The following is a 13,232-nucleotide window of genomic DNA, read 5'->3' as shown; positions in this document are numbered from 1 at the left end:
CAGGTGTGACCTCCTTGCCATTGTCACCAGACAAATAGCTTACTTTACTAATTTTACTAACTTTATTCAAACGTTTCAATAGTCAATTTTACACTTTGTTTAAAATTGATTTACATTGCGTTTAAATTTCACGCCCATGAAATTGACGACTTTTATATGTTACAACACATCATTAGTCATGTCAATTGTTTTTTATATATTTTTTCATGATATATCATTCATCATTTTTCTCTTTGACACTCGATAAATGTTATCATATCTGCACGTTAAAATCTATTCTTTTTTTATAGATTTTTTCTTCACAACTAAGATTATTAATTTAAGTGCGATATGAATTGTATATTTAAAATGCCCAAAGCTTAATTTGCTTCGGGCATTTATTTCGTATATTCGATTATCAGTGTCGTACTTGTATTTTGTACAAATCTGTTGCTATCATTTATTTTTGTCGCATATATGGGAATAATAGTACATCACGAATAGATGGTGAATCTGTTAATAACATCACAAGTCTATCAATTCCGATTCCTAATCCACCTGTTGGCGGCATACCATATTCTAATGCTTCAATGAAATCTTCATCCATTTCATGTGCTTCATCATTACCTTGTGCTTTTTCTACTAATTGTGCTTCAAAGCGTTCTCTTTGATCGATTGGGTCATTTAGTTCTGTGAAGGCATTTGCATGTTCTCTTCCAACAATAAATAGTTCAAAACGATCTGTAAATCTTGGGTCTTCCGGATTTTTCTTCGCTAATGGTGATATTTCGATTGGATGTCCATAAATGAATGTTGGTTGAATAAGTGTTTCTTCAACTTTTTGTTCAAAGAACTCATTCAAGATATGTCCATACTTCATGTTTTCTTTAATTTCAATACCGTGTTCTTTAGCTAATGCTTTTGCTTCTTCGTCTGATTTTACTTGATAGAAATCTACACCTGTAGCTTCTTTAACTGCATCTACAATATGCAATCTTGTCCAAGATGATTCTAAATCGATTTCTTCTCCATTGTATTGAACTTTTGCTGAGCCAAATACTTCTTGTGCAATATGGCGAATGAGTGATTCTGTTAAATCCATAATATCGTGGAAATCTGCATATGCTTCATAAAGTTCAATCATTGTAAACTCTGGGTTATGTCGAGTTGAGACACCTTCGTTACGGAACACACGACCTATTTCATATACTTTTTCTAAGCCACCTACAATAAGACGTTTTAAATGTAATTCAATAGCGATTCGCATATATAAAGTTGCATCTAAGGCATTATGATGTGTTACAAATGGACGTGCAGCAGCTCCACCAGGTATTTGATGCATCATTGGTGTTTCTACTTCTAAAAATCCTTTATTATTTAAATAGTTACGCATTTCTTGAATGATTTTACTACGATGAATGAACGTTTGCGTACTTTCTTTGTTTGTAATTAAATCTAGATAACGTTGGCGATAGCGTTGTTCAATATCTTGTAAACCATGGAATTTATCAGGTAACGGACGTAATGCTTTAGATAATAAAGTGAAGGTTTTAGCTTTAACTGTTAATTCACCTGTATTCGTTTTAAACATAACACCATCAATACCAACAATGTCTCCAAGGTCAGCGATTTTCCAAATATCAAACTGTTCTTCTCCAACTTGATCTTTACGTACATATATTTGAATTTGACCTGACAAGTCTTGAATATGTGCAAAACCTGCTTTACCTTTACCACGTTTAGTCATTAAACGACCTGCGATGGTTACATGACTTTCTGCCTCTTTACCATGTAATTCCTCTTTAGAATATTGATCCCATGCTCCTTTTAAGTCATCAGCCATAGCTGTACGTTCGAAGCGTTTCCCAAAAGGATCAATACCTAAATCGATTAGTTCTTGTAGCTTTTGACGACGGACCTGCATTTGGTCATTCATTTCTTCTGACATTCTGCTCTCTCCTTTAAACTTCTTGTTTTTCTGTTGGTTGTTGCATAATTTCTTGTTGGAAATGTTGTAAGGTATAATCATTCCTTGTTCTGTTTCGGCTTAAGGGCTTTACATGCTTTGCCATGGCCATTAACACCTTTTAATTACCAAGAAGTGTGTTTACGCATTTCCATAACACCAATCTTTTCTCCCTTTAATTCTACAAGACGGCGCGTATGTAATAAAGCAATTTCCACTTTATCTTTTAAAGTTGGCTCATCTATAAGTGCTCATGTTTCGAGGTAATGGAAGGTACGATAAATTATCCGTGAATTACCTAAGGCTTTTCATCTTATCATTACAACATCTATACCCGATTGATCAAGCATTTTTGCTCAAGTTAGGATGATGATTATCACTATTGCCATTAACTGAGAAACGGTAAGTCGGAAAGTGGAATAATATTCCCCCACCATACATAAGGGATTAATACGACGCTATTTCAATTTCTACGTCTCTAGTTTTCCACATATTTCATTAGCCTCTCATTGTTTATACTTTTTAACTGAATCGTCTGCCTTAACTAGGTTTCCAATCGTTTGTTTGGAATGAGGTTCTATTTTCGTCGACGCAATGTCATTGAGGGGTATCAATACGAATGCACGCTCTGTCATCCTTGGGTGGGGAATCGTTAGTTGATCCAACTCTATGATGTCATCTCCATATAATAAGATATCAACATCTAATGTGCGTGGACCCCAACGTACTTCTCTCACTCGATGTAACTGTTTTTCAGTTTCTAAACAACAATTGAGCAATTCTCGTGGTGTAAGTTGCGTATTTATTTCAACACATAAATTTAAGAATTGTGGTTGTTCTGTATAACCCACAGGAGCTGTTTCGTATATTGGAGAAACTTGTGTAACCTTAATACCATCAAAATGATCAAGGATGTCTATTGCCTGCATCAACTGTTTGTAACGATTGCCAATATTACTTCCTAAACCTAGATAAGCTTGTACCATTTAATAATTCTCCCTCACTATTTCTATACCAACGCCATCATAATGACCTGCAATCGGAGGATTTTCTTTAGTGATTCTGACTTTCGTTTCCATTACACGATTATAGTGTGAATTTATACGTTTTGCAATACGTTCTGCAAGATGTTCTATCAATTGACAAGATGGCCCTTCAACAATGTTTTTAACATCTTCAAAGACCTCACCATAATGCACAGTGTCTTTGACATTATCCGTTTTCCCTGCTTCAGTCAAATCAACTTTAAGTGTTACATCTACTATAAAAATTTGGCCAAGTTCATTTTCTGCATGAAGCGCTCCATGATAGCCATAAAAACGCATGCCATTAAGAAAGATGATGTCGCTCATGTTCATTCTCCTTTAAAAAGTCGATGCTTTGTGCAAGCTTTACATTTAAGTCTACATTATGCACGCGAACCGCCTGAATGCCTTTCATTATACCATAAACCGTCGTAGCAGCTGTTGCTTCATCTCGTTCTGCTGGCGTTGTCTCTTTGCCAATCATTTCTTTAATAAAGCGTTTACGACTCGTGGCTAATAGCACTGGATATTCTGTTGCCACAAGTTCATCTAATCGTGCCATGACTTCTTTTTCTTCACTTCTTGATTTAGCAAAACCAATACCAGGGTCTAACCATATGTTCCCTTTTTCTATGCCTGCCATTTCTGCTTTATTAGCCTGAGTCAATAACGATAATAGCATTTCTTCAACAACAGGTTGTTCTCTCTGACCATCGCCGTTATGCATTAACACAATTTCTGCATTATAGTCACTAACCACATCAAATATTTTAGGGTCATATAATCCCGCCCATTGGTCATTTATCATTGTAGCCCCAAGCTTTAAACAAGCCTCTGCTACCTCACTACGATATGTATCAACAGAAATTTGAACGTCTAATTTAACCAATTGTTCTACTACAGGTACAACGCGTTCCATTTCTTCCTCTAATGATACTTCCGTATGACCTGGTCTTGTGGATACGCCACCCACATCGATGATATCCACACCTTCATCTATCATCTCTTTTGCTCGTGCGACTGCCTTGTCCACTGAATTGTATTTACCCCCATCAGAGAACGAATCCGGCGTCACATTTAAAATGCCCATAATTTTTGTTTTCGTCATTTTTTTCACCCTTTGCTTTCTTAAAAAATGAATATGTAACACTGCAACTACATTTAAATCATTAACTTATAAATAATGATACACTCATTTGAGAAACATTTCAGTATTTGCAATTTAAAATTCATCTATTTCTCTTATAGATTTTACACTGGCTTTTTCAAAAAACAAAAAAACCAGTGAAGCCAACTGGGACTTCACTAGCATAATTAAATGAACTATAAATTAGTCGTCAAATGAATATAACGGTGTAGATAAGTAACGTTCGCCATTACTTGGTAATACGGTTAATACTGTTTTTCCTTTACCTAATTCTTTAGCTTTTTGAATTGCTGCGTGAATGGCTGCACCTGAAGAAATACCTGCTAAAATACCTTCTTCTTTAGCCACACGACGTGATGTTTCCATCGCAATGTCATTGCCAACTTGAATGATGCTATCATAGATATCTGTGTTAAGTGTGTCTGGAACGAAACCAGCACCTAAACCTTGTAATTTGTGTGGACCAGGTTCACCTCCACTTAATACTGGAGATGCTTCTGGTTCGATTGCCACGATTTCAATATTTGGATATTTTTCTTTTAATACTTTACCAGCACCTGATAAAGTTCCTCCCGTACCTACACCAGCTAAGAAAGCATCAATTTGTTTACCTTCAAATTGTTCAACAATTTCTGGACCTGTAGTCAATTCGTGAATTTCAGGGTTTGCTGGGTTTTCAAATTGTTGTGGTTCGAAATAACCATGTTCTTCTTTTAATTCTTTAGCCTTTTTAATTGCACCTTTCATCGCTTCTGATCCGGGTGTTAATACTACTTCTGCACCATAAGCTTTCAATAAATTACGGCGCTCTAAACTCATTGTTTCTGGCATTGTAAATACAGCTTTATAGCCTTTCGCAGCACAAACAAATGCAAGTCCGATACCAGTGTTACCACTTGTAGGTTCAACTATCGTATCGCCAGGTTTAATTTTACCTTCTTTTTCTGCTTTTTCTATCATAGCAAGCGCAATACGATCTTTAACAGAACCACCTGGATTTTGATATTCTAATTTCACGTATACATCTGCTGCATCAGCGTCTACAACGTTTCTCAATTTGACTACTGGTGTATTGCCAATAATTTCTGTAATATTATCAACTATTTTTTGTGCCATTAAAAAACACTCCTTTATTCTAGTTTGACTAAATGCTTAGTTCTTTAATCGGATATAGTTATATCATATCAGAATTTTCTAAAAAAATAAATGTATTTACTTATTTATGCCTCTAAAACTATTATACATCTTTGTGTTTCCCTGACCTAGTATCATCTAAACTACCATTGACTCATGCTATGCTTGTAATTGTTCGAGAACCCCCTGTAACTCCGCTTCAGTATAGTTATATTTTTGATTACAAAAATGACATGTAGCCTCTGCGCCATGATCCTTTGTAATCATATCTTGTATTTCTGCTTCTCCTAACCCTTTAATAGCATTTAAAAATTTTTCATGACTGCATTGACATTCGAACTGAACGGGTGTCTTATCGATGATTTGAACGTGTTCCTGTCCAAGAATTTCGCTTAGAATGCTTTCAGGTGTTAACCCTTGTTCAATCAGTTTGGATACTGGTGTCATGTGCTTAATTACATTTTCTAAATGCGTAATCGTATCATTTGATGCGCCTGGCATAACCTGTATTACAAAGCCACCTGCTGCTTTAATAGAGTTATCTGGATTAACTAGCACTCCTAAACCAACAGAAGATGGTGTTTGTTCACTTGTTGCATAATAATATGTGAAGTCTTCTCCTAGTTCTCCGGACACTATCGGACTTGTTCCTGTAAAATAATCCTTCATTCCAACATCTTTTACTACCATAATGGACCCCTCTGTTCCTACTGCACGTTTTACATCTAATTTTCCTTGTGCATTTAATGGAAAATGTGTTTGAGGATGATCGACATAAGCGCGTATATTACCTCGCGCATCAGCATCAGCAATAATTTTACCTATCGGCCCTTTGCCGTCAACTGTAACTGTTAATTTTTGCGCTCCTTTGAGCATTGCCCCCATCATCACTGTGGCAGTCATAGTTCTTCCCATAGCTGCAGAAGCAGTTGGCCAAGTATAATGACGCGTTTGAGCTTCTTGTACGGATTCTGTGGTAAGTGCAGCATATGCTCTTATTTCTCCACCATACGCCAATGCTTTTACTATATAATCATGTGTCATAAACAATCTCCTTATATACTTTTATATTTTATTTATCAAGTTTTTTCTTATATGAGCAATTATTATACACCTGTTGTTTATATCAACAAAATGACCTGCTTGTATCAGTTTCGTTTCGTTAAAAAAATCAAAAAGTCTCCTTCCGCAGTAATTCATATGCAGAAGGAGACAGATTAATATCATTGTTGTCTATGATCAGGCTGGTTTGGATCACTTGGATTATATGGTTTATCAATATTTGGTGCTTGTTCGTGTGCTGTGTCATCCGACTCAGATGCACGATCTTTTTCTGATGCATCTTTGTTCGTGTCTTCGTCTTTGTCACCTTGCTCTAATTGTTCTTCACGAATTTCATCATACGATTTGCCATATTTACCATCGCTAAAATCAGTATCGTCTTTATTTACTATTTTTGCACTATCATAATCTACTTCTGGCATTTTACCATCATAGAATAATGAGCGAATTTGTTCAGCAACTAATGTTTCCTCAGTTAATAGTGTTTTAGCAATAAGTTTTAACTGATCTTGATGTTCTATTAATATTTGTTTACAACGTTCATATTGTTCTTTAATAATACGTTGTACTTCTTTATCGATTTCATAAGCAATTTGACCTGAATAATTAGGTTCACCTTGCATATCTTTGCCTAAGAAGACTTGCCCGCTACTACTATTAGAAAATTGTAATGGTCCTAATTTTTTACTCATACCATATTCTGTGACCATTGAGCGTGCAATTTGGGTAGCTCTTTCAAAGTCGTTTGATGCCCCTGTAGATACTTCACCAAAGTTAATATCTTCAGACACACGTCCACCAAGCAAACCACAAATTTTGTCTAACAATTCTGGTTCTGTCATTAAGAAGCGATCTTGTTTAGGTAACATCATCGCATATCCACCGGCTTGACCACGTGGTACGATAGTTACTTTATGCACAATTTCCGCCTCGTCAAGTACCATCCCAATAATGGTATGTCCTGCTTCATGATGTGCCACGATATTTCGTTCCTTATCAGAAATAACACGAGATTTCTTAGCTGGACCAGCAATAACGCGGTCGGTTGCTTCTTCGATATCGCGCATATCAATTTTATTTTTACCTTCACGCGCAGCAATCAATGATGCCTCATTTAGTAAGTTTTCTAAATCAGCACCAGAAAATCCTGGTGTTCTTTGAGAAATAGCTTTTAAATCTACAGTTTCATCAAGCGGTTTGTTTTTAGCGTGAACATGTAGAATCGCTTCACGACCTTTTACATCAGGACGACCTACTTGAATTTGACGGTCAAAACGACCTGGACGTAATAATGCTGGGTCTAAAATGTCTGGTCGGTTTGTTGCTGCAATCATGATAATACCTTCATTTTCACCGAAGCCATCCATTTCTACTAAGAGTTGGTTGAGTGTTTGTTCTCGTTCATCATGGCCACCACCAACACCTGCACCACGTTGACGACCTACGGCATCGATTTCATCGATAAAAATAATACAAGGCGCATTCTTTTTAGCATTTTCAAATAAGTCACGCACACGACTTGCGCCGACACCAACGAACATTTCAACGAAGTCTGAACCACTGATTGAGAAGAATGGTGCACCAGCTTCACCGGCCACGGCACGCGCAAGCAATGTTTTACCTGTACCTGGAGGCCCTACTAAAAGCACACCTTTAGGTATACGTGAGCCCATTTGTTTAAATTTCTTATTATCTTTTAAGAAGTCAACAATTTCAATTAATTCCTGTTTCTCTTCGTCAGCACCGGCAACATCACTAAAGCGTACACGACGTTTCTTGTTATCGTACATTTTTGCTTTGGATTTACCAAAGTTCATCATACGACCGCCTTGTCCCCCACCTTGTGCTTGACTTAGGAAGAAGATGAACAATAATGCAATAATTAAAACTGGAATAAGTGTTGTTAAGATACTTACAAATACACTTTGTTTTTCTTCTTCTTTAACAGTGAATTTTAACCCATCTTGTTTTTTTGCTTTATCTGTGATGTTTTGTAAGTCTTTTTCATTGTTATAAAGTATTGTTGATGAATAATCTTCATCTTTTTTCGTCTTACCACTTACCATGTAAACATTTTGCTCTGGTTGGATTTCTAAAGACTTCAGTTCACCTTTATCCAACTGTTTAACAAATTGCGTATATGTAAGTTGCTTTGGCATGTTCCCATTATTGTTTATATAATTGAAAACGCCAAACAAAATAACGCCAATAATTGCGATAACTAGCACATTGCGAAATGCTTTTTGCATGCGTCGTTTCCTCCTACTTCCATAATAAAACTAACAAAAATTGTAACACAATACATCTTTTTAAGGCTAGTATTTCAACTTTAATATTAGTTTCTATAGCCTTTTTACTTATCATTATTACATTCCCTATTATCACTATTTTCTATAGCACATAAAACATTATAGTTACATTTCTTTTGTACACTATTTATTTAAGAGAGTTATATAAATCGAGTCTACACTATTAGACATTTTTCGCATAGTATTTTACTTTATCTTATATCAGAAGATAAATCACTTATTTTGTGTAAACTTCGGGTTTAAGCGTGCCAATGTAAGGTAAATTACGATAATGTTCTCCATAATCTAAGCCATAACCTACAACAAATTCATCGGGAATTTTTTTACCTACATATTTTGCTTCGATATCTGCTTTTCGGCGATTAGGTTTGTCTAATAGCGTTACAATTTCTAATGAATTTACTTTTCTAGATTGTAGTAACTCAGTAATTGATTTTAAAGTTGTTCCTGTCTCTAATATATCTTCAATGATTAAGACATCTTTATTCTCAATTGATGTACCTAAATCTTTAATAATTTGAACCTCACCAGTAGATTCTGTACCTCCGTGATAACTTGAAACATCCATAAAATCTATAGCAAGATGTGTATCAATGCGTTTAATTAAATCTGCCATAAACATAACAGAACCTTTTAAGATCCCAACACAAACTAATGGTTTATTTTGATAATCTTGTGTGATTTGTTCTCCTAGTGTTTTACAAAGTGTTTGAATCTCTTCTTCTGTTAAAATTATTTCCTTTAAATCATTATGCATGGTTATTCATCTCCGTTATTAATAGTTAAATAATCTTGGTGGGTTCGTGATATATATAGTTGGCCAACCGCTATAATATGCTGCTCAGCATCAACAACAATAGGCATTATATTTCTTTCATTCATGTCTACCTTGTGGTCAATCATCAAACGGCTGACTTTTTTATGTGCTGTTTGTCCATTTAAGCAAAAAATATCCCCGTTTTTACGCGTACGAATCGTCAGCGGGAAAACATCAGCTGGCATTTGCTCGTCAACTATAATATGACTATTGCCAAAATGGTAATGCCCATGGTGATAAATTTTAATAGGTTCAACTGATGTTTGCTGTTGGTATTTAGCCATTATTATAAATTTATCATATGCAATTTTAATATGCCATTGTTCTGTTAACCCAATTTCAAATTGGGCTTTATCATTAGCTATTTGATGGAACCATTCATGATACGTTCTTTCAGAGTATGGTGCAGGAATATCCGTATACTGTAGTAAGCAGTCCATCAGCATGACTTTATCGTAATATGGCAGACGATTGAATCGTGTTCTTGGGCACGTTATCATAGTATGATTATGATTCATATTCACATAATCTTGAATGAATCGCGAAATTTTATTTTCTAATTGCTCCATCTGTGCATCATGCCAGGCTTTTAATTTCAATAATTGCTCAACATCTAATTGCTCATTATCATTAATTTCAGGTATTAAGCGATTGCGAATGTCATTACGTACATATTTATTTATATGATTTGAACAATCTTCATAAAAAGGCACATGATGCACTTGTTGAAAATATCGGATGTCTTGTTTATGAGATTGTAGTAATGGTCGGCATATTTTGTATTGCTCTCTCGCCGTAAGATAAGACATGCCTAATCGACTGCGTGTTGCCCGTCCAGAAAACAAACGGTAAAAGATTGTTTCAAGTTGATCATCTAAATGATGTGCAGTGAGTAACACATCCGCATTTAATTCATGCATTTTATAATCAAACCATTGATAACGCATTTGTCGTGAGTCATTTTGTATACTTTTCCCGGAAGCTACTAAATGTGATAAATCTAAATGTTTAATATCATATGATAACTGGTGTTGTTCACAGTAGGTTTGAAAAAAACGTTCTTCCTCTATCGATTCTTCTCGCAAACCATGATTGACATGTAGACATGTTAACTTGCGATAGGTGTCACGATAGAGATGGGTTAAAGCGTATAACAGGCACATGCTATCAACACCTGTAGATACGGCTAAGACAATATGGTCCTCTACAGTCCAACCACTCGTGTCTACTTTCATATAATCCCACCTTTTATAATTTTAATCTGTATCTATTTTTATCAAAGGGCTGTCAATAAAAATAGACTGCTCCTTGAGTAGAAACAGTCTATTTTTAACCGCATTAACGTCTTGAACCTTTACCACCACGTCTAGATTCTGTTTGTCGTTTAATCGTTGTGAGTTTATCTTCACTATCTTTTAAGAAATTACTTAGTTTCTTTTCAAAATCTTCAGCTTTTTGTGGCGGTTTACTATGATGTGATTTGTGTTGTGGTCTACGTGGTCGATCTTTTGCTTTTTTAATTGATAAGCTGATTTTTCCGTCATCCGCAATTGATAATACTTTAACTTCAACTTCATCACCGATTGATAAATGGTCCTCTACATTTTCAACGTAATTATCTGCCACTTCACTAATGTGTACTAAGCCACTTTTCCCTTCAGGTAATTCGACGAACGCACCAAATTTTTTGATACCTGTGACTTTACCTTTAAGCTTATTTCCTACTTCGATTGACATATTCTAAATAAATCCTCCCGATATGATTCGATTTTATCCTTATTATATTCCTGTTTTAATATTTTCACAATGCTATAGCTAGATTATTTTAAGATTTGCTGCTGTTTCTAATAAAACTGTTAACTGTATCCTCTATATTTAATTGTTTTTACTATTTTATAAAGCGATTAGCGATCATCATCTGTCGACTTTGACTTATCTGACTGTTTATCACTTGGCAATTTAAAGATAACCTCTCCTTTATTACTCAAATAGTAATCATCACGCGCAATTTTCTCTACGTAATCCGAATCGTTCAAATTACTCAGTTCTTCTTTTAATGCAATTTCTTCATCTTGTTGTTTTTGAAATTGTTCTTCTTTATGTTTTCGTTCAGCAGCATCTTCACTATTACTTTGCTTTTGAAGGACAAGCACGATAATTAACATTAATATAATGGCTAATAGTATACCACCAAACACTGTAATTCTACGGCGAACAATACGCATTTTCATCTTATTTCGTTGCTTTTGTTTGTTTCTTTGTGATGTGTACTGATTACCTATTTGTTCTACTTTTTTATCCAATGCTTGTTACCTCCTTTAAGCCATTATTCATCAAATTGTGGTTCATTTTTAATACGTTCTTCTTTGATCAATTCATACATGCCTTTAGCATTTTCTTTTGTTGCATGTTCATTTAATGCAGTTACTTTAACTGTAACTAACTTTTGACCAAAGCGAATGACTAATTCATCTTCAACCTTAACATCTGTACCTGCTTTAGCAACGTTACCATTAACAGTAATACGACCTTGGTCACTGATTTCTTTAGCCAAGGTACGTCGTTTTACTAAACGTGATACCTTTAAATATTTATCTAATCTCATGACTCTGCCTCTCCTTGCTGTAAATAGGCTTTGAGCATATTTTCATCAAAGTCTTTATTTTTGGTTTTATCATACAACGACATGAAGTGGTCTGCAAATACTTTCTCGAATTTGACGCGTGGTGTTTTGCCTTCTTGTTGTTTCGCCTCTAGCCAAATAGTATTTAAATCATCTATTGTTTCTGCATGTTGTTCTCCAAAGATATGAGGGTGACGTCGAATCATTTTAGCATTTAAGCCGTCAATAACTTCACGTATATCCATATAGCCTTCTTATTTACCAATACTCGTATGTAATAATACTTGTAGTAAAATATCACCAAGTTCTTCAATCATATGCCAATCATCTTTATTATCAATCGCTTCAAATAATTCAAATGTTTCTTCTAGTAAATAGCGTTTCAATGAGGCATGTGTTTGCGCTTTATCCCAAGGACAACCGTGGTCATCATCGACAAGTGTGTCAATGGTTTGTACCGCAAAATCAAAGTCTGAATATAGCACACGCTCGTCTTCAACTGCAGGTACAAAAACACTAGTTAGATTATTAAAATAAGATGCATCACGGTCTAATTCGTAGAGCGGTAACTCCGTTATTTGTGCATTATCACCATGCGCACCATCAACGATTTTAACATGGTAATCATCCGGATAGCGTTCCATCAAAGTAATTTTCAAATCTGCAGCTACCATATTACTATAAACTTGTGTAATGATTGTAGCTGTGCGCACATTCAAACGTTCTGGCTGTATATCTGTACCATCCAACATTGTAAAGCCATCATTCGGATCAATTTTTACCGCGGCAAAAATATCATCGATAAAACTTTTCCCTCCAAGTACATTCACACTGACATCATCTCGTTGCTTCTCCGCTTCTAACAATAGCATCGTCGTTGTTTCTGCAACATAAGGATGACCGGGCACCGCATAAATGACGTCTTGTTGTTGTGCCAATTCTAATAAACGATCGACAATGGTTTGATAAACATCTTCAAAAGATTGATGTGCTTCATAGATATCATCAAACGTTTCAAAATGTATATCCTCACGCAATGCTTCTATAACAGGATGTGCTAACGTTCGTGCATATACACAGTCTTGTTGTTGAATAAATCGATATATTCCTAATGGTAAATCGTCTAAACCATAATTTCCAAGACCAATAATTGTAATCTTATGCGTCATA

General features: G+C 35.3%; 12 protein-coding genes and 1 pseudogene. All 13 read right to left on the bottom strand.

What is annotated here, in order from left to right:
* Positions 1-439 precede the first annotated feature (439 nt).
* The 13 genes and pseudogenes from lysS to HMPREF2864_RS11195 all read right to left on the bottom strand — a co-directional run bounded on the left by lysS (position 440) and on the right by HMPREF2864_RS11195 (position 13,231).
* Positions 440-1,927, bottom strand: coding sequence for a lysine--tRNA ligase (lysS, locus tag HMPREF2864_RS11255; protein ID WP_037543655.1), 1,488 nt, complete (start codon positions 1,925-1,927; stop codon positions 440-442).
* 524 nt (positions 1,928-2,451) lie between these two features.
* Complete coding sequence (gene folK / locus HMPREF2864_RS11250; RefSeq protein WP_002491868.1) at positions 2,452-2,931, bottom strand: 2-amino-4-hydroxy-6-hydroxymethyldihydropteridine diphosphokinase; 480 nt, start codon at positions 2,929-2,931, stop codon at positions 2,452-2,454.
* Entirely contained in the window at positions 2,932-3,297 is a 366-nt protein-coding gene (folB, locus tag HMPREF2864_RS11245; protein WP_002461453.1) for a dihydroneopterin aldolase, read from the bottom strand.
* Positions 3,275-4,078 carry a dihydropteroate synthase gene (gene folP, locus HMPREF2864_RS11240; RefSeq protein ID WP_012991030.1) on the bottom strand — a complete coding sequence of 268 codons (804 nt, stop codon included), beginning with the start codon at positions 4,076-4,078 and terminating at the stop codon, positions 3,275-3,277. Before folP ends, folB begins: the two co-directional genes overlap by 23 nt.
* Before the next feature lie 222 nt (positions 4,079-4,300).
* Positions 4,301-5,233, bottom strand: coding sequence for a cysteine synthase A (gene cysK, locus HMPREF2864_RS11235; protein WP_002479495.1), 933 nt, complete (start codon positions 5,231-5,233; stop codon positions 4,301-4,303).
* Positions 5,234-5,410: 177 nt separating this feature from the next.
* Positions 5,411-6,295 carry an Hsp33 family molecular chaperone HslO gene (gene hslO, locus HMPREF2864_RS11230; RefSeq protein ID WP_002461457.1) on the bottom strand — a complete coding sequence of 295 codons (885 nt, stop codon included), beginning with the start codon at positions 6,293-6,295 and terminating at the stop codon, positions 5,411-5,413.
* 179 nt (positions 6,296-6,474) lie between these two features.
* Positions 6,475-8,562, bottom strand: a complete 2,088-nt coding sequence (gene ftsH / locus HMPREF2864_RS11225; protein ID WP_002461458.1) for an ATP-dependent zinc metalloprotease FtsH — start codon at positions 8,560-8,562, stop codon at positions 6,475-6,477.
* Positions 8,563-8,839: 277 nt separating this feature from the next.
* Positions 8,840-9,379 carry a hypoxanthine phosphoribosyltransferase gene (hpt, locus tag HMPREF2864_RS11220; protein WP_002461459.1) on the bottom strand — a complete coding sequence of 180 codons (540 nt, stop codon included), beginning with the start codon at positions 9,377-9,379 and terminating at the stop codon, positions 8,840-8,842.
* Positions 9,380-9,381: 2 nt separating this feature from the next.
* Positions 9,382-10,674: a tRNA lysidine(34) synthetase TilS gene (gene tilS / locus HMPREF2864_RS11215; RefSeq protein ID WP_002461460.1), complete on the bottom strand. Its 1,293-nt coding sequence runs from the start codon at positions 10,672-10,674 to the stop codon at positions 9,382-9,384.
* A gap of 103 nt (positions 10,675-10,777) precedes the next feature.
* On the bottom strand, positions 10,778-11,176 hold the full coding sequence (locus HMPREF2864_RS11210; protein WP_002461461.1) for a S1 domain-containing RNA-binding protein: 399 nt from the start codon (positions 11,174-11,176) through the stop codon (positions 10,778-10,780).
* A gap of 167 nt (positions 11,177-11,343) precedes the next feature.
* A complete protein-coding gene (gene divIC / locus HMPREF2864_RS11205) occupies positions 11,344-11,742 on the bottom strand; it encodes a cell division protein DivIC (RefSeq protein WP_002491863.1) in 399 nt (132 codons plus the stop codon).
* Positions 11,743-11,765: 23 nt separating this feature from the next.
* Positions 11,766-12,044, bottom strand: coding sequence for an RNA-binding S4 domain-containing protein (locus HMPREF2864_RS11200; protein ID WP_070545418.1), 279 nt, complete (start codon positions 12,042-12,044; stop codon positions 11,766-11,768).
* Positions 12,041-13,231 (bottom strand): annotated as a pseudogene (locus HMPREF2864_RS11195) (MazG nucleotide pyrophosphohydrolase domain-containing protein). Before HMPREF2864_RS11195 ends, HMPREF2864_RS11200 begins: the two are co-directional and overlap by 4 nt.
* Position 13,232 lies beyond the last annotated feature (1 nt).

The organism is Staphylococcus sp. HMSC059F04, assembly GCF_001812565.1.
GTDB lineage: Bacteria > Bacillota > Bacilli > Staphylococcales > Staphylococcaceae > Staphylococcus > Staphylococcus lugdunensis.
Note: the sequence above shows the minus strand (reverse complement) of the source record. Positions and strands in the feature narration are given on the sequence as shown.

Excerpts from the sequence above, each read along its gene's own strand:
- lysS (WP_037543655.1), bottom strand. The coding sequence starts at position 1,927 with ATGTCAGAAGAAATGAATGACCAAATGCAGGTCCGTCGTCAAAAGCTA.
- folK (WP_002491868.1), bottom strand. The coding sequence starts at position 2,931 with ATGGTACAAGCTTATCTAGGTTTAGGAAGTAATATTGGCAATCGTTAC.
- folB (WP_002461453.1), bottom strand. The coding sequence starts at position 3,297 with ATGAGCGACATCATCTTTCTTAATGGCATGCGTTTTTATGGCTATCAT.
- folP (WP_012991030.1), bottom strand. The coding sequence starts at position 4,078 with ATGACGAAAACAAAAATTATGGGCATTTTAAATGTGACGCCGGATTCG.
- cysK (WP_002479495.1), bottom strand. The coding sequence starts at position 5,233 with ATGGCACAAAAAATAGTTGATAATATTACAGAAATTATTGGCAATACA.
- hslO (WP_002461457.1), bottom strand. The coding sequence starts at position 6,295 with ATGACACATGATTATATAGTAAAAGCATTGGCGTATGGTGGAGAAATA.
- ftsH (WP_002461458.1), bottom strand. The coding sequence starts at position 8,562 with ATGCAAAAAGCATTTCGCAATGTGCTAGTTATCGCAATTATTGGCGTT.
- hpt (WP_002461459.1), bottom strand. The coding sequence starts at position 9,379 with ATGCATAATGATTTAAAGGAAATAATTTTAACAGAAGAAGAGATTCAA.
- tilS (WP_002461460.1), bottom strand. The coding sequence starts at position 10,674 with ATGAAAGTAGACACGAGTGGTTGGACTGTAGAGGACCATATTGTCTTA.
- HMPREF2864_RS11210 (WP_002461461.1), bottom strand. The coding sequence starts at position 11,176 with ATGTCAATCGAAGTAGGAAATAAGCTTAAAGGTAAAGTCACAGGTATC.
- HMPREF2864_RS11200 (WP_070545418.1), bottom strand. The coding sequence starts at position 12,044 with ATGAGATTAGATAAATATTTAAAGGTATCACGTTTAGTAAAACGACGT.